The following is a 22,012-nucleotide window of genomic DNA, read 5'->3' on the forward strand; positions in this document are numbered from 1 at the left end:
CTTTCTAATAAAGCACGGATACAATGAGATCGAATAGAAACACTGTTACCAAATGAAAAGATTGTTGTTGCGTCCCTTGAGCATCGGCAATAGTAACTTTTGCTCATTCGGTAACGGTGTTTCCAAAATAAAACGAAGTATCTAAAGGGAGAGTGGCGTTATGAAGATTTAAGGTAAATGGACGCGCATCATGGGAGCTTCTTCGGTATTGGAGAGCCATTCGCGAGGCAACTGGCCAAACAAGAAAAACGTTTAGCATCAAAGCCGAGGCTATAGTTATGGATCTTGCGAGAGAGGGAACCCAGCTTTAGCCGAAACTGGAGAAGCATTCACGCTCTTAGCTTGATAAAAGCAATATTTTGGAAGTCAAAATCTAAAATCACGCTTAAATGAAAAAAGGAGTCACGCTAATGCCTAATACACAAGTTCGATCCGTTACATCTGCTGGAGAAGTGAATCGCCCTAAACGCTCACGATTACGTGCGAGGATATACAGATGGGGGCTATCGCTGCTCGCAGTGCTCGTTCTAGGAATACTCGTTTTCTTGCTTGTACCTTCACCGATCCAGCCTGCAAAATGGTTAGCACCGACGGCTCCGTCTTTTGAGGAAACGGGTCCGTGGAAACAAAACAGGAAACTCAGCTCGGCTCAGCTTGTGACTGATGCTCCGCAATTCCCTGAATTTATTACATTCGATAAAGCAGGTCAGCTATATACAGGAGATTCGGATGGGAAAATTTACAAGGTTCCTTTCGATGCAGAGGGGAATCCGCAAAAAGCCCAACTTTTTGCAGACACCAAAGGAACCCCTAATGGGCTTATATTCGATGCCAAAGGCGATTTGATCGTTACTGACATCAAGAGAGGACTACTTTCCATTAATCCATCCGGGAACATAGAGGTATTGGCTGATCAAGTGGATGGTAAGCCGATCTATCTAGCTAACGAGCTTGATATTGCCAAGGACGGCTCCATTTATTTTTCGGATACTTCGAATTATGGTAGTGTAACTTTCAAAGAAATTGCCGAGAACAAGCCGCATGGTCGTTTGCTGAAGTACGATCCAAAAACCAAGCAAACGACCGTCTTGTTAGAAAACCTTTATTTTGCAAACGGAGTTGCCTTGTCTGCGGATGAAGATTTTGTGTTAGTGGCCGAATCGTATCGTTATCAATTAACCAGATACTGGATTAAAGGACCGAAGAAGGGTACATCTGATATTTTCGCAGATAATCTCGCAGGCTTTCCAGACAACATTACGCGTGATGATCAAGGTCATTTCTGGGTAGGTATTTACACGACTCGCATTTCTTTTGTAGATCAGATGCATAGCAATCCTTGGCTAGCCAGTACCATGGCCAAATTGCCGGAGTCGCTGCTTAGCGGGGCTAGCGCACCGGCAAAGCATGGGCTTGCTGTAGAGCTCAGCCCGCAGGGGGAGCTGATCGGAAGCTGGCATGATCCGGAAGGCAAACTGTATGGCGTAACTACGGCTGTAAGCCATAACGGATATTTATATATAGGAACGGCACCGGGAGGCAGCAAGGGTGTTCATCGCGTGCTTTTAACAAAATAATGTTTGGATCTTGGCACGATCCACAGCTCCCAAAAGACGGCGATTCGCACGATCACGATACTGCGCGGGCGGAAGTGAGAGCAGTGGGGCGCGCTGTGCCGTGCCGTAGCAGTATCAGTATCACCCGATTAATCCATTAAGCAAAGAAGCATCCTGTATGATTTCCAAGAGTTGGGATGTTTGACCCTGTTGCCAATCTTTTCATGTGATACAATAAGCTGAACGGGTAAGAGGAAAGCTCTACCAGATTGATTTGCAGACCATTCCGGCTGAAACGCACTGCTTTTGCGAGAAAACGAGAAACTGCGCTGGAACAACAATGGAAAGGGCGATTGGATTTGCTCGTCAGCCAATAAACGATAGAGGCAGGCTCATGGGAGAAAAGGAAGAGGCTTGAGCCTGCTCACCAACGGAGGAAAAACTTGCTAAAGTGGGATAGCGATATATGGGGAAAGCTGACAGGACCTTACAGTACCGCAGACAACGTACCTGTGTTATTACAGCAATTGATACAGGAATATGACCAGGGCATTTTTGACGAACTTTTTCAGGAACACTTGTTCCACCAAAATACGATCTATACGGCTACATATGCGGCGATGCCGTTTTTGGCACAAATAGCCTGCTCTACATCTGATGCGGAAGTGCGCAAAGAGCTGTTTATCAATTGCGGTGTCATCGAGGCAAGCCGCGATGAGCGCGACGAGGACCCATTTCCCGAATCTTGGGCGGAGTTGGCTGAAGATGCAGGCAGCTCTGTCTGTATGGAATTGTATCGTGAATATGAAGAGGCCATTGCGAAGCTCAAGGCGCTAACAAAAGAAGTATTCTCCTATGCAGCCGATTCTTCCCTGGATGAGACGGAGAAGCGTTATATTTTGGTGGCGGATGCCGCTTATCGAGGTTCGCATGCTGTTGCCAATATGTTGATGACTTTTATGAACGGCGACGAGTATGTGGCCGTGTGCCCGGCCTGCACAGAAGATGTATACATATGGCCTCAGGAAGATCATCCGGCAAAAATCCTGCAAGTGTTTCAACAAGATCCCGTCTTTCACACGGAGCAGACACCCCATGAAATCGTTCCGGCCCCGTCTTTTGCAGAGGAAGAAATTCGAACATTAGCGGAGCAGGCGGAAGCGATCGGGGAGCAAACATTGGTGAGGCAGCTGCATTATTTAGCGGGGGAAACAGTATGTCCACACTGCCGCGAGAACATTTCTGTATGGCCGTCTTTGCTTGGCACGTTTGTTGGCTAGAGCACAAGTCGTATGAACCTATTGGATTTCTAGGAGCTGTCATGTTGTGACAAGCTCCTTTTTATTTTTCGCTGGATAAGCCAGCCGAGGTGTTAAGGGGAGGCTTGACCGGAAAGGGAGTGCTTTATCCGGTCATGTATGGCCCAACGATTCTACCTTACACGCCTTATGAATATCGCCGTAATAGTCGGTGTACTCCAGCTGTGTTATTTCGCCGGACGCTGAATGATAAAACGTAAGCTGTTCATAAATGGTTTCCGTGATAAAAGTTGTCTTGGTAGAGTCATGACTGACCGGAGTAAGCTTGAATTTATATAACACGCCATACATTTTCGGAACCGTTAAATAAAGTTCCTGATTTTTCGCAGAAACTTCCAGGGATATATTGATCTTGTTTTCAATGAAATAGCTTCCCGTTAGAAAGTCCAGCTTTGTGAACTCAATACGGTCAGCGGGGGGTGGGAAAGTGACATGTTCCTCAAATATGGTTTTTGCTATTTCTCTACTTAAATGTGTGACAGGGGTAACATTTAAATTGCTCAAAAAGATGATCGTAACTTGATTCTCCAAAAATCTGAGGAAATCACTAAAGAATCCGCTAATATCTCCAAAGTGGTGCATACATTTTCTACCGAATAATTCAGTGATCATCCAACCACAAGCATAGGAGCCGAGATTCGGAGTAAACATTTTCTCCGATAGTTCTTGGTTAAGAAGCTTCGCTGATTGTAAGGCTTGATCCCAAATAAGCAAATCTTCCGTAGTAGAGTACATGCCATATGCTCCTAACGGAAAAGACATATCTGGATGGGCGGGATGAATCGGTTCTTCCCAAAATGAATATCCGGAAGCCAAACCAGGTATAACTTTTACGCCATCATCACATCCCGTATGATACATACCCAACGGAAGACAAATATGCTGCTGTAAATATTCAGCATAGGACATGCCTGAAACAGCTTCAATGATGGCAGTCAATAACGCATAGCCAGAGTTTGAGTAACCGTAGTTACTTCCAGGCTCAAAGTCCAAATCTTGCTCTTTAAATGAATCGATAAGTTGATGCAACGAGGAGGGAAGTCTCATGGTACGCAACCAAAAGTCTGGATGACTTGTATAATTGGGAATGCCAGATGTATTTGTTAAGCAATGATAAATCGTGACGCCGTTCCTATTGGGATAATAGGGGAGATACTTGCTGACATAATCCGTTATGTTCAATTTTTGTTTCTCGTGTAATTGAAAAATGCACATAGCTGTAAAAGCCTTCGTAATGGAACCGATGCGAAATTTCGTGTTAGGCGTATTCGGTACCTGATGTTCCCGATTCGCCATACCAAATCCTTTGTTTAGGAGAATTTTTCCATTGGAAGCAACCAATATTGACCCGTTCAGGTAACCATTTCTCTCGTATGACTCGAACCAATGATGAATCCGTTCCTCTACTGTCATGAGTTTCCCCCTGCCTATGAAGTTACACAACGCAACATGCTAACTATCAACATGATAACAAATAACTTAGGAATTAGGAATTTTCTGGTGGAAGGTCGGATAACTCATTCCGCAATCAGAATCAAGCAACCAAAACAGCCGTTTCGCCATTCACGCGCGTCGAAACGGCCATTTTTTTGCCTGTTGCAGAAAAAATTTGTTATAATGCCGAAATTAAGTCGGAAAATGAATGTGATTCTATCATAAGGATGATCTGCGGATGAAAATTTTAGTAGTCGAAGATGACAAAACGATCGCGTCCGGTCTGGAATATTCGCTGCATCAAGACCACTTTTCCACCGTGCTTTGCCATGATGTCGCCTCAGCGAAAAAGGTGCTCGCCGAAGACATCGATCAATTCGCTTTATGCTTGTTTGATTTATCGCTTCCGGACGGAAATGGCTATGAACTGTGCAAAATGGTGAAAGACCGCCGAGACATCCCGGTTATCTTTTTGACGGTGATCGACGATGAAGTCAATGTCGTGATGGGGCTTGACATGGGGGCCGACGATTATATTACCAAACCTTTTCGGATTCGCGAGCTTCTCTCCCGAATCAAGTCTGTCTTGCGCAGATACCAGAAGCTGTCTCAAACGAAAACGATCATAGACATCGACCATGTCCGCATCAATACGTTGGAGGGCAAAGTGCATAAAAACGGCACTGAAATTCCGTTGACCGCCTTGGAGTATCGCCTGTTGCTGATTTTTGGAAACCATATTGGACAAGTGCTCACAAGAAATCAGTTGTTGGAGCAAATCTGGGACGTGGCTGGCGACTTCGTGAACGATAATACGTTAACCGTTTATATCAAAAGGCTGCGGGAAAAGCTGGAGGATGATCCGCAACATCCGACATTGATCAAAACGGTCCGCGGTTTCGGCTATAAGGTTGGTGAGTAGATGCTGCGAAATCGGGAAATTCAAATGTTATTGTTCGTCATGGGCTTGATCAGTGTAACGGCGCTCGTTGCCGCTGCTTTTATTTCGCCTGTCGCCGCAGCGCTCGTGTTCATTTTATCGATTTTGCTCATGGGCAGCAGTTTGTTATTTACCAGATGGAGATATCGCGAGCTTGACAAGCTGTCCGTCTATTTGCGGGAAATTAGCAACGGCAATGACTCCCTTGACGTTCGCGATAATCAAGAAGGCGAGCTGAGCATTTTAAAAAACAATATATACAAAGTGACGCTCATGCTCTCGGAGCACCGCTCGCTTTTGCAACGGGATAAAAGGCAACTGACGGATGCGATTTCCGATATTTCGCATCAGCTCAAAACGCCGCTCACCTCTATGACGGTCATGGCGGATTTAGTAAGCGACCCCGACCTCCCTCCGGCCAAAAGAACGGAGTTCACCCACAATATTCGCATCCAGCTGGAACGCATCGATTGGCTTGTTTCTTCCTTATTAAAGCTGTCGAAAATCGACGCGAAGACGGTCCCATTCAAAAAAGATCGAATCCCGGTGAACAGCCTGATCGAAAAGGCGCTGGAGCCGGTGATGATTCCGCTGGACATCAAGCGACAAACGGTTTCCATCGCAGGCGATGCCGACGTCTCTTTTGTCGGCGATTTCAATTGGACAGCCGAGGCAATCATCAACATTTTGAAAAATGCTGTGGAGCACACGCATGAAGGCGGAGCAATCGCGATCACCTTTTTCGAAAACGCGTTGTTTACCGAAATAATCATTGCCGACAACGGAAAAGGCATTCCGAAAGAAGATTTGCCGTATATTTTTAAACGTTTTTACAAAGGCAAGAACGCCAGTGAAGGGAGCATCGGCATCGGGCTTGCGATGGCGCACAGCATCGTTGCCAGCCAGAACGGCGTGATCGATGTGACGAGCAGCAGCGAGAAGGGGACCGAGTTTCGGATGAAATTTTATAAGCAAGTGATTTAGCGGCAGTCCGTAAGTGACTAAATTGTCACCTTCATCGTCACTTGAAAGTCATTTTAGCCCATTAAAATGATAGCCATCAGCACAGCTATGGAGGTTTGACAATGGAAATTTTAAAGATTGAGCATTTGTCCAAAACATACGGCAAAGGCGAGTCGGCGGTGAAGGCGCTTGACGATGTTTCTTTTTCGGTCCAAAAAGGCGAATTTGTCGCGATTATCGGCCCGTCCGGCTCGGGAAAATCAACGCTTCTGCATATGCTGGGCGGCGTAGATCGGCCGACTGGCGGCAACGTTTTTGTGGAAGAGACGGACATGTATGCCTTGAACGAAACACAGCTCGCCATCTTTCGGCGCAGACAAATCGGTCTGATCTACCAGTTTTTCAATCTGATTCCCGTCCTGACGGTGGAAGAGAACATGACGTTGCCGCTCTTGCTGGATCAACAAAAGGTAGATAAAAAGCAGCTGGACAGTCTTGTGAATACGTTGAATTTGCAGCATCGCTTAAACCACTTGCCCAATCAATTATCCGGCGGGCAGCAGCAGCGGGTTTCGATCGGCCGCGCGCTGATCAGCAATCCTGCGATCATGCTGGCAGACGAACCGACCGGGAATCTGGACAGCAAAAACAGCAGCGAGATCGTCGACTTGTTAAAAATGTTGAATAAAACTTATCATCAGACGCTGATCGTCATCACGCACGACGAACGCATCGCCTTGCAAGCCGACAGGATCATTTCGATTGAAGACGGAAGGATTGCCAAAGACGAGGTGATCCGGCGATGAACATTGTCCATACGCTAACCATCCGGCATTTGCAGCAAAACAAGAGACGAACGCTCGTAACGATCATCGGCGTCATCATTTCCGTCGCGATGGTGACCGCTGTTGCTACGCTCGTTTTTTCCTTTGCGGATTTAATGATCAGGCAAGCCATCGCAGATAATGGGGAGTGGCACGTCCAATATCAAGATGTAAACAAAGAACAGCTTGCGGCGATCCGCGACGATGAGGCAACCAAAACCGTTGCGATCACACGAGATCTCGGCTATTCCCGATTAGCAGGGAGCCAAAATGCAAACAAGCCGTACTTGTTCATCAAGCAATATGATGCGCAAGGCTTCGCGCAATTTCCGGTTGAATTGAGCAAGGGGCGTCTTCCGCAAACGGACAAGGAAGTCGTTATTTCCGAAGCCGTTGCCACGAACGCCAAAGTGAAGTACGAAATCGGCGATCGTCTCACCCTTCACGTCGGCGAACGCTTCGAGAACGGGGGCGATCATCCCCTGGATCAAACCGAACCGCTGCGCAGGGCAGAAAACCAGTTGACCGAAACGTTGCAGCATCTAAAGACAAGAGAGTACACGGTGGTAGGCTTCATCAAGCGTCCACAATGGGAAACGGCGTGGGCACCGGGGTATACGGTCATTAGCTATGTCGATGAAACCATCATGGGGGCAAACGATCGGGTTAATGCAGCGGTAGCTTTGCAGAAAGTCAATCCGACCTTGTTCGCTCATGCGGAAAATTTGGCTGAGAGCAACCAGATCGAAACCGTTCACTATAATAACGACTTGCTTCATTATTACGGCTTGTCCAAAAGCGAAGCGTCGTACAGCATGATGTTTTCATTAACGGCGATTCTGATGGCGGTCATTATGATCGGCTCGGTGTCGCTCATCTACAATGCTTTTGCCATATCCGTCTCGGAACGTTCCCGCCATTTAGGGATGCTTGCGAGCGTGGGGGCTACGAAAAGGCAGAAGAGAAATTCAGTGCTTTTTGAAGGTGTCGTTATTGGCTTGATCAGCATTCCCGTTGGCATCCTGTGCGGTCTTGCCGGGATCGGGATTACGATTTGGTTCATAAACTCCATGATTCAAGGGGCATTATGGACGGCGGAAAAGCTGACGCTCGTCGTCACACCGTTATCGATCCTGATTACCTGTGTTGTTTCGATGTTGACGATTTTCATTTCGACGTATCTCCCGGCTGTCAAAGCATCCAAGATTTCCGCCATGGACGCGATTCGCCAAACTACCGATGTAAAGCTTACGGCCAAAGCGGTGAAAACGTCAAAGCTCGTTCGCAAGCTGTTTGGCATCGAAGCGGAGATCGGCTTGAAAAACTTGAAAAGGAACAAACGGAGATACCATGCCATCGTTTTTTCGCTCGTCATCAGCATCGTTTTGTTTTTATCGGTATCGTTTTTTACCGCCAGTCTGAAGCAATCCATCGAACTGTCGCAGGAAGGCGTCAATTACGATATGGAAGTATCGTACGGCGATGGAAAAAGAATCGACGACAGGCTGGTTCAATCGATTGCCTCCCTTGATAACGTAACGGAGTACAACGTGATTCACGCGTTGTACCGAAACGCTTGGGTCGACGAAGCGCTCATCGCCGATGAATTGCGAGAGAAGGTTAAGCAGGATAGGAGTTTGCTCCGGAACGGAAAATATGCTTACGATATAATAATTCACGCCTTAGACGATTCGAGTCTGCAAGCTTATGCCAAAGCGGTCGGCGCAGATTACGAACAGCTTACGAATCCGGATCAGCCTGCCGCGATTGTGCTGGATACGATTCATTACAAAGAGATGGCTACGGGGAAATATGTCCAAGCGAAGGCGATCTATACACAAGTCGGTGAAAGTATCGAGTTTGCGAAAAGCGATAAAGAAACGGGAGAAAAAACGAAGGGAAACAAAGTGACCGTTGCTGCGTTGACGGATCAAGCTCCTATGGGGATGAACACGCCAGAAATAGGCTGGTTAAACATCGTCGTTTCGGAACGCGTCATGAATCGACTCGCTGATGCCGAGGAGCTGGCTCACGTTCAGACCTTTCTCCATTTGAAAAGTACGGAACCGTTGAAAACGCAGCAAGAAATCGAAGAGCTGCATGAGACAAATCTGCACGTCTACAATTTGTATCAATCCAGAAAAAGCAAAGAACAACGGATTTTGTTGATGTCCGTCTTTTCCTATGGCTTTATCGTATTAATTTCAGCGATTTCCATTGCGAACATTTTTAACACGATCTCGACGGGTGTAGCCCTTCGCAAGCGAGAATTTGCGATGCTGAAATCTGTTGGAATGACGCCAAAAGGCTTTGCGAAGATGCTGAACTACGAAAGTATTTTTTACGGGGTCAAGGCGCTGCTGTTTGGGCTTCCCATCAGCTTCGTCGTGATGTATCTGATCTATCGAGCATTGGCGAACAAATTCAGCTATGGATTCGCCTTGCCCTGGATGAGTATTCTGTCTGTCATTGCCGCCGTATTTGTCATCGTCGGCTCCGCCATGCTGTATGCCGGCGCGAAAGTAAAAGGAGAAAACATTATCGATGCGTTGAAGCAAGAGCATGCATGATAGGCAATCGTCTTTGGAGGAGCAAACCATGACTACCCAGCAGCGCAAGATCATTCTTGCCATAACGATACTTTATACCATGGTGATTCTGTATTTTATCTTTCTCGCTTTCGGCAGGTTAGATACGATCGGGCAAATGACCGACTACACCTTTCTTTTTGTACCGGACAGTTTTTTCAAGCTGCCAAGTATAGCAGATTTGCTTCATCCTACACTGATGGATTTTGTGGATTTTGGCAACATTGCCGCTTTCATCCCTTTTGGCGTGTTGATTCCGTTGCTATACCGGACCAGCTTTGTTCGATTCATCGCATGGTTTTTGCTGTCCATTCTTGTGCTGGAAACCATTCAGGCGCTCACTTTGCTCGGCAGCTTCGATGTGAACGACGTCATTCAAAACTCATCAGGGGCAGCAATCGGATTCGGGGCGTACAAACTGGGCATGCGGACCAAAAACGTCTGGAGAAATATAGCTGCGACAGGCATTTCCATTGTCGTCCTGATGATCGGGGTGTGGGGATTTTGCGCGATTGTTGACAAAGTGTTCACCAAAGAAGCAGGACCTTTTGTGGCGTTACATGAACTGACAGATAGCACCGGAAATCCAGCAACGGGAAGCAAACCATACAGCTTTAAAATCGGCGGTCAACAGGTAGAACCTATATACAATGTGTACAGCGCCGAAGGCAAAAACAGGGAAACGTACACGTATACGTTGGGCAACAAGGAGCTTTTTCTCTCCTTGTATTATGGGATTCCTGACCAAAACGATTTTACTGGAAGCATAAGGGTTGCCGTCGATGGACATGAGTTTCTGTTCGCGGCTGCAGAAGACCAACTCCATGAGCCGGGAGTGTTTGAAATTTTCCTCGAACAAGCAAATGAGCTGACGATCACCATTGAGGGAAATGAACAATTATGGGATGTGGGATTTAGAGAGATGAAATATTTCTGGAATTGAGCCAGGCATTACGCAACGGGGAAACTATTTCCTTGGCCAGTTTCCTCACAACAGCGGCAGTCCAGGACTTCGTTTCAGGTCTTGGCTCGCCGCTGTTTCTTTTATGGAAACCAGCAACAGACAAATTTGTATAAACGCCACTGTCGAGAAAGTGCATTGAGAGAATGGGGGGCATGGGATACAATGCTTGTGAATCAGTGATAATGAGAATCATTTATATTGTAGGAGTGGTTGATGTGAAGCGGTTGAGTTCCAGAAAAACGGGTCTGCTGGCGTTCGCATTGTCAACGGCGATTGCGCTGACAGGCTGCGCGGCAAAAGAAGGGGCGAGCGGACAGGCAGTGCAAAGCGACTCGTTGCCGCAGCTTGACGCTGATCATCTGATTATTTTGCCGTCGAATGGAACGTGGGCAGAAGCGGGCAACGAGCAGGCATTGCAGGAGCTGTTGAAAAATCCGGTCTGGCAGACGGTCCCTGCGGTGAAAAAAGGCAACGTCTATCCGGTGGAGCGTTCTTACTGGCAGACGGGCGCGATTATGGCGAACCACAAAAAAATGGACGAGCTGCTGAAGCTGTTTGCCAGCTAAAACAATAGCGCGATTGACGCAGAAGAAAGTTTTTCAACATAGGTTGAAGAGCTTTCTTTTTTTCGCTACAATCGGAGTTGATGATAATGAATTTCATTTTCAAAAAGTGAAAAAGCTCATGGTAGATACCTAGCAATCAGTTTACTGGCTCGCTTTTTCGATGCACAGGTAGAAGCCGAACAGCGCCGATGAGCCAGGGGAGCCGTACAAGCACTTTCCTTGCTGGGGAGCGGTGCAAGGTGTTCCGTTTTCGCTCTGTCTGGAATGGCTGGATGAAATGATGCGCTGTCGTTTCGCGCAGAAGGAGACAGCGGCGTTTGCCTGTCAGGTTCGGTTTCAGCAATTGCTTTTGTTACTGTTCCAAAACAAGCGGCTGTCTGCCGATTCCGCAAGCGTGCCCGACAAGCGCGGAGCCGTGGAGCGCTCGATCCAGCACATGCTTCATTATTGCCAGGAGATGTTGACCGTAGAAGAGTTGGCGCGTATCGTCCAGGTGGATCGTTGGCGGTTTACACGATTGTTTAAACAGGCGACAGGGCAGCTGCCGCTCGATTTTTTGAACGACGTGCGGATTGAGCGCACGAAAAAAATGCTGGCGCAAACCGACGACCGTTTGCAAGATATCGCTGCGCATGTGGGGTTCAACAACGAATATTACTTGTACGAGCAGTGCCGACGCATCTCCCACACGTGCGTGTTGCCGCAATCAAGCGAGAATTGGCGCTTTTTGCTGCGCAAAGTAGCCGATTATTTCGGGCGGACAGAGCAGGCGGAGGAACAGATTGCTGCCTATGAAGCAAAAGCCCAGCGCGCGCGCCGTGATTTGCAAGGCATCGCGGACAAGCAGTCGGTTGCTTGCCTGCGCATTTCCGCCGACCATATTTTTCTGTACGCAAATGCAGAAAAAGGGTTCAGCGGCTCTGTATTGTATCGTGATTTGGGGCTGCATCCGTATCGGCAATACCCTGGTTTTACCGAGACGGAGCATGCACCGATGGTCAGCCTGACCAGGGAGCAACTAGCGCATCTGCAAGCTGACCATCTGTTTGTGACCTTTGACAAGTGGCATACGCAAGCGCCCGGAGCGGAGCGTGACATACTCGCTGATCCTGTGTGGAGCGCACTTCCAGCCGTTCGCAACCAGCACGTTTACGAGGTCGACTTTTTGACGTGGATGAACAACGGAATGATTGCCAACACCAAGAAGCTGGAGCAGGTCGTCCAGGCATTGGGCTGAGAGATCATTCCCGTTTGTGCAAAAGAAAAGCCACATAGCCAGGACAGACCGCCCGGATGGGAGCGGTCTTCCTTTTTCTAGGCAAGCGGTCCAAGATTTGCAGGTTGCTCGCTCATTCATGCATGGGCTACAGTAGGATAGCGAGGTTGTGGCTTGGTTCTTGCAAGCCCGACTGATACACAGACAGCATGAATGGAAGCGAGGGAGAAGAGGAGCATGAACAAACTTCGGCTTTGGCGAGTAGGTGTGATGACGGCTTTATTGTTTTCCGGATGGACGCACGCTTTGTCCGTTCCTGCCTTTGCCTTGGATACGGCTGAGCTTTCCTTGACTGAGCAGCGCGAAGCCTTTTTGGACAAAATGGACATCAAAGACAAAGACGTCCTCGGCTTTTACCATACGACGATGAAAGACAGCACAGATGCACGCAAGCACAACATCAAAAAGGCGATGAAAAAAATCAACAACGAGAAGATCGCGCCACAAGCTGTCTTTTCTTATAATAAAGAAGTCGGAAACTCCAATTTGGAGGAAGACGGCTGGAAGCAGGCTGGCGTCATCTTGAACGGACAGCTTACAGACGATTTCGGCGGCGGGATTTGCCAAGTCTCCAGCACCTTGTACAACGCGACAGCGGAGGCGGGAATGACGATCGTCGAGCGCCACAATCACAGCAAGTCTGTGGGCTACGTGCCAGCGGGCCAGGATGCGACCGTTGCCTTCGGTGTGCTTGATTTTCAATTTCAAAATCCGTACGATTTTCCCGTTAAAGTGAAAGCCAAAACATACAAAGACAGCGATGTAGTAATCGCCATCGTGCGTGCCTAATCGCGAATAGCCAGGCAAATCCGGGGAGGACATCAAATTGGGATGTACCTCTCTGTTTTTTTGTCTTCAGGAAAAGTAAAATAATGGATAGAGCCACGCACAATTTGGTTTTGAGGCAGGCATTCGTGACCATACTGTGTGAAAAGGAGGTGCCGCAATGTACGTACAGGTGACAGGCGAGAAAAAGAACCAGCGCGTGCTCGTGATGGGGGAGCCTCTCAGCTCTTGCCAGCAAGATGAATACTATCTTTTGCCGGGAAGGTTTGTCGGAGCACTGAAGCCGGAAGACTTGCCTGTAGGAATTGCATTCAAGCTTCAAGGCGCCCTTCCTTCTGGATACGGATTTTATCGCGAAGACTCTGTTGTCTTTCGCCGGAAAAACGATGCTTGCGCTCTCTGGATCGAGGTGACTTCCACTTATGTCATCTCGGAGTGGGATGGATTGTTTTCGCTCGACGCAACCGTTCTGGCGCGCAAAGCGGTCATTGAGCAGCACCAGCAACTGGAGTTCGTCCTGTATGAAAAGAACGAACAAATGGTCAGGCTCCGCTACGGGTTCATGTGGGCTTCTGATGAAGCAACGGATTTGGAGAGCGCGCTGGAAGCGATTTGCGATACCGTATTTGAAGTGGAGGCCAGAGGAAACGCAAGGCTGTGGCCGGGCTATGACAACTGCTTTGACGAGTATTGAGCGGCTTTTGCCGTCCTCTCTGCCATGATATAGTAAATGGGAGCGACAAGCTTTCATAAGGAGAGGACAAAAATGGAACAAATCCGCAATATATACTGTGTGGGCCGCAACTACCGACTGCACGCGGCTGAGCTGGGGAATGACGTACCGAAAAAGCCGATGATTTTTGCCAAGCCGACACACGCTTTGGCCATGACGAACGGGCAGGAAATCGCGCTGCCTGGCACGCGCGGCGAGCTTCATTATGAAGCGGAGATTGTCGTGCATATCGCAAGACCGTATGAGCCAGGCTGTGCGCTTGAGCAGGTGATTGACAAAGTCGCCTTGGGCATTGATTTTACGTTGCGCGATGTGCAAAGCGAGCTGAAAAGCGCTGGCCATCCGTGGCTGCTTGCCAAAGGGTTTAAAAATTCCGCAATCTTGACGCCGTTTCAGCCGTTCTCGGGGCTGTCTGCCTTGCAGCAAGCCGACTTTTCGCTGCATAAAAACGGCGAGCAAGTTCAGCGAGGCAATATTAGCGACGTCATCTTTGATCTGGAAACGATTTTGGCTTATGTAGAAGAACATTTCGGTCTGGGAGCTGGCGACATCATTTACACGGGAACACCAGCTGGTGTCGGGCCAGTGGCAGACGGCGATGTGCTGACACTCAAATGGGGCGACGAAGAGCGGGGCCAGTTTACCGCCAGATTGAAAGGATAACAAGCCTTACTCCGCCAAGAGAAAACCCATCTTCTGACATGATCAGGCAGAAGATGGGTTTTTTTCGTGCATCGCGCCATTGAAATCGTTTCTCAATGGATTCTGGTGCTATGGAACTAAAAGGCAAGAACAGCCTACTTTGCCGCTTGTTTTCTGAGTAGTCCGATGCTACTAATTCCTGAATTGGTAAATTTTACGGTCTTATCCTCCTGTTTCCTCCTGCGGTAATCTGTCCATGTACCCAAGACGGGTGCCACAACATAACAAGGAGGAAAAGAAAGTGACGAAACGAGATTGGGTAATGAAGTCAACAATAGCAGTCCTACTGAGTACGTCCCTGTTAATGGGTGGTCAAGTTGGACAGGCGGCCGCTAAGACGCAAGATTCAAAACAATCTGATGTAGTCAATATTGCCACATCGCTGATTGGGAAAGATTATGAATATAAAGCAAAAGGTCCAAAACAATTCGGTTCCGCAGAGCTGGCTACGTATACGTACAAACAAGTCGGCATCACAATCGGCAGCACGATCTCAAGCTTGTCCAAGGCAGGCAAAAAAGTCTCCCAAGACAGCGTTGAGCCGGGAGACCTGGTATTCTTCTCATCGACAGGAAGCGGAAGCGCATCTTTTATGGGAATATACATAGGCAATGATCAATTCGTCTATTCCTCCCAAGGCGAGGATGCCGTTGTCGTGAAAAGCTATTCCGAGTACAGCGACAAATTCGTAGGGGCTCGCCGCATTTTGGAAGAGACAAGCTCTTCGGATAATTCCGGAGACGATACACAACAAGCTCCAAGCGATCTTGCCAACAAAGTAATCAAGATCGGTGAAAAGTATATGGGAACGAAATACAAGTACGGTTCTTCCAGCAGCAGCACCAAAACGTTTGACTGCTCTTCCTTCACGCAGCGCGTCTTCAAGGAAGCGGGAATCACGTTGCCGCGCGACTCCCGCCAGCAATCCACAGTAGGTACGACTGTGTCCAAGAAGAACCTGCAAAAAGGTGACCTGCTCTTCATGAAGGCTTCCGCCAACAGCTCCTCCGACCGGATCACGCACGTGGCGATCTATGCTGGAAACGGCAAAATCTTGCACACGTACGGCAGTCCTGGTGTGACATACTCCAAGTACGATGGGACGAACTGGGAAAAGCGTGTTGTCAAAGTCAAGCGCGTTCTGTAACCTTCATACAGTGTCATCAGTTCGAATCGGCTCTCGTGCATCTGCATGGGGGCCTTTGTTATGTATGACGTAGGAAGTGCCATAATCGTTTCGCCCGTATGGCGTGCCAATTTTTGTATCATGACGCTGTTTTTCTTTTGTTTGAATAGAGTGTAAAGAGGAAAAATTAAAAAAACGTCGAAGTGTCTTTTTACATACGTAAACAAAGGTAAACAAAGTGGGGGTGTGTCATTTGAAATTGAACATGCCAGTCAAATACAACTTCGCGGCGCAAGTCGATGAGTGGGCGAAAAAGAACCCGGAAAGACGCGCTGTCTGGGAACTGGACGAGCAAGGAAACGAACACATTTTGACCTATGAGGAGTTGCGCCGCTATTCCAATCGCATCGCCAATGCACTTGGCTCCATCGGGATTGGCGAAAAGGATCGGGTGCTGGTGCTCGTCTCTCGCGGCACACTTGCCTACGGACTGTACCTCGCCTTGCTGAAGCTGGGCGCCGTCATCATGCCCGGATCGGAAATGCTGCGCTACAAAGACATCGAATATCGGGTGAACCACGCCAGAGCGAAAGCAGTCATCAGCTTTGACGGGGTGATGGACGAGGTGGAGCCGACTCGCGGCAACTGCCCAAGCTTGACGCATTACATCACAACAGGAGCAGGCAAAGACGGCTGGGTATCGCTTGCCGGACTGATGGAAGGGCAGAGTGAAGAATGTACCGCAGCAGATACGGACGCTGACGAGCTTGCGTTTTTGTCCTACACGTCCGGGACGACAGGCGGGCCAAAAGGCGTCATGCACGTCCACGGCTGGCCGTTCGCCCATCTGGCGGTAGCAGCCAAGCAGTGGCTCGATGTGCGCGAAGGCGACCTGGTCTGGGCGACAGCAGGCCCTGGGTGGGCGAAATGGATCTGGAGTCCGTTCGTATCCACGTTGGGGATGGGAGCGACGGCGTTCGTCTACAAAGGACGGTTCGTTGCCGAAAACTATTTGACTATTTTGCAAAATTACCCCGTTTCCGTGCTGTGTGCCACGCCAACCGAATACAGGCTGATGGCAAAAGTATCCGATCTGTCGCAGTACAAGCTGCAAGCGCTGCGCTCGGCATGTTCGGCAGGCGAGCCGTTGAATCGGGAAGTGATTGACACGTTCCGTCGCGAATTTGCGTTGACGGTGCGCGACGGCTATGGACAGACGGAAAGCACGCTTTTGGTCGGCACCTTTGTCGGCATGGAGCCGAAGCCTGGCTCGATGGGCAAGCCTTCGCCAGTCGTGCGGATCGCGATTATTGACGAGGAAGGGCACGAGCTGCCCGTCGGCAAAGTCGGCGATATTGCCATTGACCGCAATCTGGTGGCGCTGTTCAAAGGGTACCTGGACGATCCCGAGCGCACGGCGAGAGCTTTCCGTGGCGACTGGTACGTTACGGGCGATCAGGGGCAGATGGATGAGGACGGCTACATCTGGTTCGAAGGCCGCTCGGATGACATCATCATCTCTGGCGGCTATACGATCGGGCCATTCGAAGTGGAAGATGCGCTGGTCAAGCATCCGGCAGTGGCCGAGTGCGCGGCGGTTGCCAGTCCCGATCCGGAGCGCGGACATGTGGTGAAGGCGTTTGTGATTTTGAAAAAAGGCCAGACGCCGTCTGACGGGCTGGTTGCCGAGCTTCAGGATCATGTCAAGACATTGACTGCGCCGTACAAATATCCGCGCAAGATCGAATTTGTCCAGGAACTGCCGAAAACGACATCGGGCAAGATCAGACGGATCGAGCTGCGCCAGCAGGAGGCCGGAACGCACCGCTATTGATCGGGGTAAGCCTTACGAAATTGTAAGCTTGCTGTAAGTGGATTCGATGGGAGAAAACATCCCCCTTCCTTACAATGAAGGTGTACTGCAAGGCAAGGGGGAATGTAGCATGAACCAGCTTTCCGTCCCGGTAGGGGGAAACGCGAATCCATATGCAGCAGCAACCGTAAACCAGCCAGTGCGAAAGCGGGCATGGTCGTGGAAAAAAAGAGCGGGCATTTTGCTCGTTTTCATGTTGATTGTCACGATTTTGACTCCGGTTGTCTTGACCTGGGCCGGCAACTGGTGGATCGATGACCAAAAGCTGGCGGCCGTGCAGCACCCGGCTCACGGTGCCTACGTCAAGCTCGACGAGATGCCTGATTATGTCTGGAAGTCGTTCGTGGCGATTGAAGATCATCGGTACATGCAGCATCCGGGAGTCGATCCGTACGGGCTTGCCCGGGCGATCTGGATCGATGTTCGCGAAGGCGCCTACGTGCAGGGGGGCAGCACGATCACGATGCAGCTCGCCCGCAACCTGTTTTTGACCCATGACAAAACGATGGGCAGAAAAGTCAAGGAAATGGCGATTGCCTTGCAACTGGAACAGCGCTACAGCAAAAAAGAGTTGCTGGAAATGTACCTGAACGTGATTTACTTCGGACACGGGCACTACGGCATCGGCGAAGCTGCCCAGTTTTACTTCAACAAATCTGCGGCAACAGCAGGGGGAAAAGTTCCGCTGACGATCGGGGAAACCGCGATCCTCGCGTCTTTGCCAAAGGCGCCGGAAGCGTATTCGCCTGTGAAGCATTGGGAAAAGGCCAAGTCCCGTCAGGCGGTTGTCCTGAACAGAATGGCGGAGCTGAACGTCATCGATCAAGAGACGCTCAAAGCGGCCAAGCTGGAAAACGTAGTGGTTACGGGAGCGAAGAACAGCAAGGGCAAGTCTTCGCTGTAACTCCATCCTTACACGATTAATGAAGCGAGGCTCGGTCTTCTGTCTGAAAGGCAGGGGGCCGGGCTTTTTTTTGCGGGGGGCACTCGTCAGTTACAGAGGAGGCGGCAGGGTTGCTGTTCACTCATCTGTCGAAGGGCAGGCAGTAGGGTTGTAGCTGTTTGCTCATCAGTCACAGGGCAGGCAGTAGGGGTTGTAGCTGTTCACTCATCTGTCGCAGAGCGTGCGGCATGGATGAGCTGTGCTCTCACCCATATCCCGAACGCTGCATAAAGTAAGGGGAGGAACTACAGGAAGGAGCCACGAGTGTCATGAATGCGTATCCATATCAGCCCCAGTCCCAGCCGGGATCAAACACCCCGTCGATGACGTCGTTGATTGACCCGTTCGTGTATCAAACGTTGCTAGGCGTTGTGCAGCGTGATGTTACCATCCAAACGACGCAAGGAAACCTCCGAGGAAACGTAGTCAACGTCCTGCCCGACCACGTCGTTTTGCGAGTCGGCGGCTCTACGTTTTTCGTGCGCATACAGCAAATCGTCTGGGTCATGCCGAGTTAGTGACATGATACAACCTTTCCCCCTCATAAAACAGTAAAGACAGGAGGATGACGGGGGAGGGAATCGCGTTGTTTACACGGATTAACCGATTGGCTATCGAGCTTCCGGAGCCGGAATACGGAGACGCCAACGCCGCTGCGGCCGTCCAGGAGCTATTGGGCGGCCGTTTTGGCGAGATGTCGACTTTGAACAACTATTTGTATCAATCGTTCAATTTTCGCGGGAAAAGGAAGCTGAAGCCGTTTTACGACCTCGTCGCGAGCATCACGGCAGAAGAGGTAGGACACGTCGAGCTGGTATCCAATGCGATCAACTTGTGCATGAAAGGCATTACGCGGCCTGGCGATCCCGACACTACACCGCTCGCAAACGGCTTGAACAAGCGCAACACATACCATTTCATTGCCTCGGCACAGACCGCGCTGCCCGGTGATTCGATGGGCAAATCGTGGACGGGCGACTACGTGTTCACCAGCGGCAATCTCGTGCTCGATCTGCTGCACAACTTTTTTCTCGAATGCGGGGCGCGCACCCACAAAATGCGCGTGTACCAGATGACCGATCACCCGACGGCACGAGCGATGATTGGCTATTTGCTCGTCAGAGGCGGCGTGCATGTGGTGGCCTACGCCAAGGCGCTGGAAATTGCTACGGGAGTCGATTTGACGAAAATGCTTCCTGTCCCGGATTTGGACAACGAGCAGTTTGACGCGACTCATCCGTATATTGCCATGGGGCTAAACCGCAAGCTGTTTACGTTCAGCTACCAGGACTATCAGGATATCGCGATGATCTGGCGCGGACCTTTGCCGGACGGATCAACCGCGGAGGTCATTCAAGGCGTCCCGGATGGCGGGCCTGTTCCCGATCTGGATGAATTGCCGGAGGAGTTTGCGCCAGGGGTGTCGCGGGAAGACTTTTTGGAAATTGCCAAACGGTTGCAGCGATCAGCCGGGCTGTAGGGGAAAAAGAGGATGAACGCAAAGGCAAAACAAAGACCAATCAGCTTGAGTTCGCCAGGGCGAGGGCTGATTGGTCGATTGCTTTTTTAGGGGAGTCAGGTCAGGTTGTGCGATTGACCGCTTTCTCCAGCGCATCTTCGAGGACGTGGGCGTATTGCATCGTCGTCTCGATTTTCGAGTGTCCCAACTGCGCTTGCAGCTGGTGAGGGTCGGGATTCAGCCGCAAAAACTGGGTGGCAAAGCTGTGCCGCAGCTTGTGGACGGACAGATCAGGGATCCCGAATGCTTTCGCGTATTTTTTGACCAGCTTTTGTACCGAGCGCACTTCGATTCGGTGGCCGTGCGGCTTCGTTGGCGATACGGCGAGGAAAACAGCGTCCTCCTGGGAGCCAGGATGATACTTGTCGCGCAGAGCCAGGTAACGGCCGAGATACTCCTTGCCCCAGTCGCTGAAAAAGGGAGCGTCTTCCTTCTTGCCTTTTCTGATCATTTTCAACTGATTTTTTTCCATGACGATGTCGGACAAGTCCAGGCTGACGATCTCCGAGACGCGAAACCCGCCAGAGAGAATCAGCGCGATCATTGCCGTATCCCGGTCGCGATTTTGCAGGTGGTACTGCCGCTTTTTTTCCGTGTCACAGTGGGCGAGGTAGCCGTTGTAAACAAAATCGACGAACTGATAAATTTCATCGTCGATCAAAATTTTGGCCCGGATGGCGTGGGCGCGGGCGAGCGGTGTCATCTCTGTTGCGTCCAGCTCGATTTTGGCCAGGACATTGCGCTTCAAATACGCCTCGCCATGCTCGTCTTCCGCCAGCGCAGCCAAATAATGAAACAACGACTTCAGGCTGGAAATTTTTCGGCTGATCGTCCGGTCGCTGTACTCTTTTTTCGCGCTGCGCGTCGGGTTGGTCAGCAGGGCGGCGCGTTCGTACAGATGCGATTCTTGCAAGTACAAGACGTAGCTTTCGATCGTCTCCTTTTTCAGCTCGTTCAGGTCAGAGAGGGGCATGTCCTTGAGCTCTGTCGCCTGCGTCAAACCTTCTGTCATCATCCAGCGAAAGAAAAAGGCGATGTCGCGCAAATACCCGAGCAAGGTGGAAGGGGAGCTTTTTTTCGTCTTTTTATGGTCGATAAATTTTTCTACATACCAGGGAAAAGACCCGATTGTCTGGAGCAGTTGCAAGGCATCTCGCTGCTTGGTTACGGACATGTGATCCACCGCCCTCCAAAGATTGGAATAGTTGTATACGAACATATATTCTAGCAAAAAGGAAACGTTCTGGGAATTGCAAATTGCGCTATTTACAGTCATGATGAGAAAAAGTAAAGTAGAAAAGTAAATAAAACGTAATCGTTACGATTATTTCGCGGGAGGAATGTTCATTGGCAACGTGGGATTTGTCTCAAACGCGTCACCATGTGTTGCTCTGCAATGGCGGGAGCTGTATGCGCAACGGGGGCGAGGAAGTGACGGTAGCGCTCCGGGAGGCGATCACCGAGGCTGGTCTGGACGACTATGTACATACGAGCCGCACGCGCTGCAACGGGCGCTGTGAGGATGCCTGTGTCGTAGTCGTCTATCCGGAAGGCATCTGGTATCAGAACGTGACCCCGGAAGACGCCAAGCAGATGGTCGATCAGCATTTTCGCCTGGGTCAACCGATCGAAGCTTTGATGACGCATCGCTTTGCAGGGGATGGCTTTGCCCGCACATCCGATGCCAAACCGGGGATGTTGAAATCGGCCAAAGCGAAAAAGTAAGCAAGAGCCACGCTCCACTGGAAAAGAGGAGGGTGGTTTTTTGTTGCGCGGCTTTTGTCTAAGATTCCAACAAAAGGAGAACTTATGTAGGAATAGGTCTTTCTGCGATTTGCCTGAAAGCGTCATCAAATATGTCTTTGTGATATGGACATTTAAAGAAAATGGTGGTAACCTA

20 protein-coding genes are annotated in these 22,012 nt (G+C 49.8%); 18 read left to right on the forward strand and 2 right to left on the reverse strand.

Annotation, left to right across the window (positions count from 1 at the left end):
• The first annotated feature begins 410 nt into the window (after positions 1 to 410).
• Together NST23_RS12940 and NST23_RS12945 are read left to right on the forward strand one after the other, a co-directional pair.
• Positions 411 to 1,577, forward strand: coding sequence for an SMP-30/gluconolactonase/LRE family protein (locus NST23_RS12940; protein WP_063227063.1), 1,167 nt, complete (start codon positions 411 to 413; stop codon positions 1,575 to 1,577).
• A gap of 422 nt (positions 1,578 to 1,999) precedes the next feature.
• Positions 2,000 to 2,836: a hypothetical protein gene (locus NST23_RS12945; RefSeq protein WP_063227064.1), complete on the forward strand. Its 837-nt coding sequence runs from the start codon at positions 2,000 to 2,002 to the stop codon at positions 2,834 to 2,836.
• A gap of 132 nt (positions 2,837 to 2,968) precedes the next feature.
• Here the strand turns inward: NST23_RS12945 and NST23_RS12950 are convergent, their stop codons facing one another.
• On the reverse strand, positions 2,969 to 4,288 hold the full coding sequence (locus tag NST23_RS12950; RefSeq protein ID WP_122963448.1) for a serine hydrolase domain-containing protein: 1,320 nt from the start codon (positions 4,286 to 4,288) through the stop codon (positions 2,969 to 2,971).
• A 259-nt stretch (positions 4,289 to 4,547) separates the two neighbouring features.
• Between NST23_RS12950 and NST23_RS12955 the strand changes: the two genes are divergently transcribed.
• The 15 genes from NST23_RS12955 (at position 4,548) to NST23_RS13025 (ending at position 20,073) form a co-directional block, all read left to right on the forward strand.
• Complete coding sequence (locus NST23_RS12955; protein WP_122963447.1) at positions 4,548 to 5,231, forward strand: response regulator transcription factor; 684 nt, start codon at positions 4,548 to 4,550, stop codon at positions 5,229 to 5,231.
• Positions 5,232 to 6,233 (forward strand): sensor histidine kinase, encoded by a 1,002-nt coding sequence (locus NST23_RS12960; RefSeq protein ID WP_274875256.1) that lies wholly within the window; start codon positions 5,232 to 5,234, stop codon positions 6,231 to 6,233. It begins immediately after the preceding gene.
• A gap of 101 nt (positions 6,234 to 6,334) precedes the next feature.
• Positions 6,335 to 7,018 (forward strand): ABC transporter ATP-binding protein, encoded by a 684-nt coding sequence (locus tag NST23_RS12965; RefSeq protein WP_122963445.1) that lies wholly within the window; start codon positions 6,335 to 6,337, stop codon positions 7,016 to 7,018.
• A complete protein-coding gene (locus tag NST23_RS12970) occupies positions 7,015 to 9,606 on the forward strand; it encodes an ABC transporter permease (RefSeq protein WP_274875257.1) in 2,592 nt (863 codons plus the stop codon). Before NST23_RS12965 ends, NST23_RS12970 begins: the two co-directional genes overlap by 4 nt.
• Positions 9,607 to 9,634: 28 nt before the next feature.
• Positions 9,635 to 10,567, forward strand: a complete 933-nt coding sequence (locus tag NST23_RS12975) for a VanZ family protein (protein WP_173595877.1) — start codon at positions 9,635 to 9,637, stop codon at positions 10,565 to 10,567.
• 236 nt (positions 10,568 to 10,803) lie between these two features.
• Positions 10,804 to 11,154, forward strand: coding sequence for a hypothetical protein (locus tag NST23_RS12980; RefSeq protein ID WP_287102100.1), 351 nt, complete (start codon positions 10,804 to 10,806; stop codon positions 11,152 to 11,154).
• A 232-nt stretch (positions 11,155 to 11,386) separates the two neighbouring features.
• Complete coding sequence (locus NST23_RS12985) at positions 11,387 to 12,391, forward strand: helix-turn-helix domain-containing protein (protein WP_340963793.1); 1,005 nt, start codon at positions 11,387 to 11,389, stop codon at positions 12,389 to 12,391.
• 216 nt (positions 12,392 to 12,607) lie between these two features.
• Positions 12,608 to 13,219: a VanW family protein gene (locus NST23_RS12990; RefSeq protein WP_122963439.1), complete on the forward strand. Its 612-nt coding sequence runs from the start codon at positions 12,608 to 12,610 to the stop codon at positions 13,217 to 13,219.
• A 157-nt stretch (positions 13,220 to 13,376) separates the two neighbouring features.
• Complete coding sequence (locus NST23_RS12995; protein WP_122963438.1) at positions 13,377 to 13,910, forward strand: hypothetical protein; 534 nt, start codon at positions 13,377 to 13,379, stop codon at positions 13,908 to 13,910.
• Between the two features lie 72 nt (positions 13,911 to 13,982).
• Complete coding sequence (locus NST23_RS13000; protein WP_122963437.1) at positions 13,983 to 14,612, forward strand: fumarylacetoacetate hydrolase family protein; 630 nt, start codon at positions 13,983 to 13,985, stop codon at positions 14,610 to 14,612.
• 280 nt (positions 14,613 to 14,892) lie between these two features.
• The gene (locus NST23_RS13005) at positions 14,893 to 15,798 is read left to right on the forward strand and encodes a C40 family peptidase (protein WP_122963436.1); all 906 of its coding nucleotides are present in this window, start codon (positions 14,893 to 14,895) and stop codon (positions 15,796 to 15,798) included.
• 232 nt (positions 15,799 to 16,030) lie between these two features.
• A complete protein-coding gene (locus NST23_RS13010) occupies positions 16,031 to 17,611 on the forward strand; it encodes an acyl-CoA synthetase (RefSeq protein ID WP_122963435.1) in 1,581 nt (526 codons plus the stop codon).
• A 109-nt stretch (positions 17,612 to 17,720) separates the two neighbouring features.
• Complete coding sequence (locus tag NST23_RS13015; protein ID WP_173598836.1) at positions 17,721 to 18,554, forward strand: transglycosylase domain-containing protein; 834 nt, start codon at positions 17,721 to 17,723, stop codon at positions 18,552 to 18,554.
• A 308-nt stretch (positions 18,555 to 18,862) separates the two neighbouring features.
• Positions 18,863 to 19,111 carry a YuzF family protein gene (locus tag NST23_RS13020; RefSeq protein WP_173598837.1) on the forward strand — a complete coding sequence of 83 codons (249 nt, stop codon included), beginning with the start codon at positions 18,863 to 18,865 and terminating at the stop codon, positions 19,109 to 19,111.
• Positions 19,112 to 19,179: 68 nt separating this feature from the next.
• The gene (locus NST23_RS13025; RefSeq protein ID WP_063227078.1) at positions 19,180 to 20,073 is read left to right on the forward strand and encodes a manganese catalase family protein; all 894 of its coding nucleotides are present in this window, start codon (positions 19,180 to 19,182) and stop codon (positions 20,071 to 20,073) included.
• 100 nt (positions 20,074 to 20,173) lie between these two features.
• On the opposite strand, the gene xerS is transcribed toward NST23_RS13025, so the two are convergent.
• Positions 20,174 to 21,286: a tyrosine recombinase XerS gene (gene xerS / locus NST23_RS13030; RefSeq protein ID WP_122963432.1), complete on the reverse strand. Its 1,113-nt coding sequence runs from the start codon at positions 21,284 to 21,286 to the stop codon at positions 20,174 to 20,176.
• Between the two features lie 173 nt (positions 21,287 to 21,459).
• On the opposite strand from xerS, the gene NST23_RS13035 reads away from it, so the two are divergent.
• A complete protein-coding gene (locus NST23_RS13035) occupies positions 21,460 to 21,837 on the forward strand; it encodes a (2Fe-2S) ferredoxin domain-containing protein (RefSeq protein ID WP_122963431.1) in 378 nt (125 codons plus the stop codon).
• Positions 21,838 to 22,012 lie beyond the last annotated feature (175 nt).

Source organism: Brevibacillus sp. FSL K6-0770, from assembly GCF_038000275.1.
Taxonomy (GTDB): domain Bacteria; phylum Bacillota; class Bacilli; order Brevibacillales; family Brevibacillaceae; genus Brevibacillus; species Brevibacillus parabrevis.

Bases quoted from the DNA above. Each gene is read 5' to 3' on its own strand.
- NST23_RS12950 (WP_122963448.1), bottom strand. From the start codon at position 4,288: ATGACAGTAGAGGAACGGATTCATCATTGGTTCGAGTCATACGAGAGA.
- NST23_RS12990 (WP_122963439.1), top strand. From the start codon at position 12,608: ATGAACAAACTTCGGCTTTGGCGAGTAGGTGTGATGACGGCTTTATTG.
- NST23_RS13015 (WP_173598836.1), top strand. From the start codon at position 17,721: ATGAACCAGCTTTCCGTCCCGGTAGGGGGAAACGCGAATCCATATGCA.
- NST23_RS12955 (WP_122963447.1), top strand. From the start codon at position 4,548: ATGAAAATTTTAGTAGTCGAAGATGACAAAACGATCGCGTCCGGTCTG.
- NST23_RS12960 (WP_274875256.1), top strand. From the start codon at position 5,232: ATGCTGCGAAATCGGGAAATTCAAATGTTATTGTTCGTCATGGGCTTG.
- NST23_RS12970 (WP_274875257.1), top strand. From the start codon at position 7,015: ATGAACATTGTCCATACGCTAACCATCCGGCATTTGCAGCAAAACAAG.
- NST23_RS13000 (WP_122963437.1), top strand. From the start codon at position 13,983: ATGGAACAAATCCGCAATATATACTGTGTGGGCCGCAACTACCGACTG.
- NST23_RS12995 (WP_122963438.1), top strand. From the start codon at position 13,377: ATGTACGTACAGGTGACAGGCGAGAAAAAGAACCAGCGCGTGCTCGTG.
- NST23_RS13020 (WP_173598837.1), top strand. From the start codon at position 18,863: ATGAATGCGTATCCATATCAGCCCCAGTCCCAGCCGGGATCAAACACC.
- NST23_RS12940 (WP_063227063.1), top strand. From the start codon at position 411: ATGCCTAATACACAAGTTCGATCCGTTACATCTGCTGGAGAAGTGAAT.
- xerS (WP_122963432.1), bottom strand. From the start codon at position 21,286: ATGTCCGTAACCAAGCAGCGAGATGCCTTGCAACTGCTCCAGACAATC.
- NST23_RS12975 (WP_173595877.1), top strand. From the start codon at position 9,635: ATGACTACCCAGCAGCGCAAGATCATTCTTGCCATAACGATACTTTAT.
- NST23_RS12965 (WP_122963445.1), top strand. From the start codon at position 6,335: ATGGAAATTTTAAAGATTGAGCATTTGTCCAAAACATACGGCAAAGGC.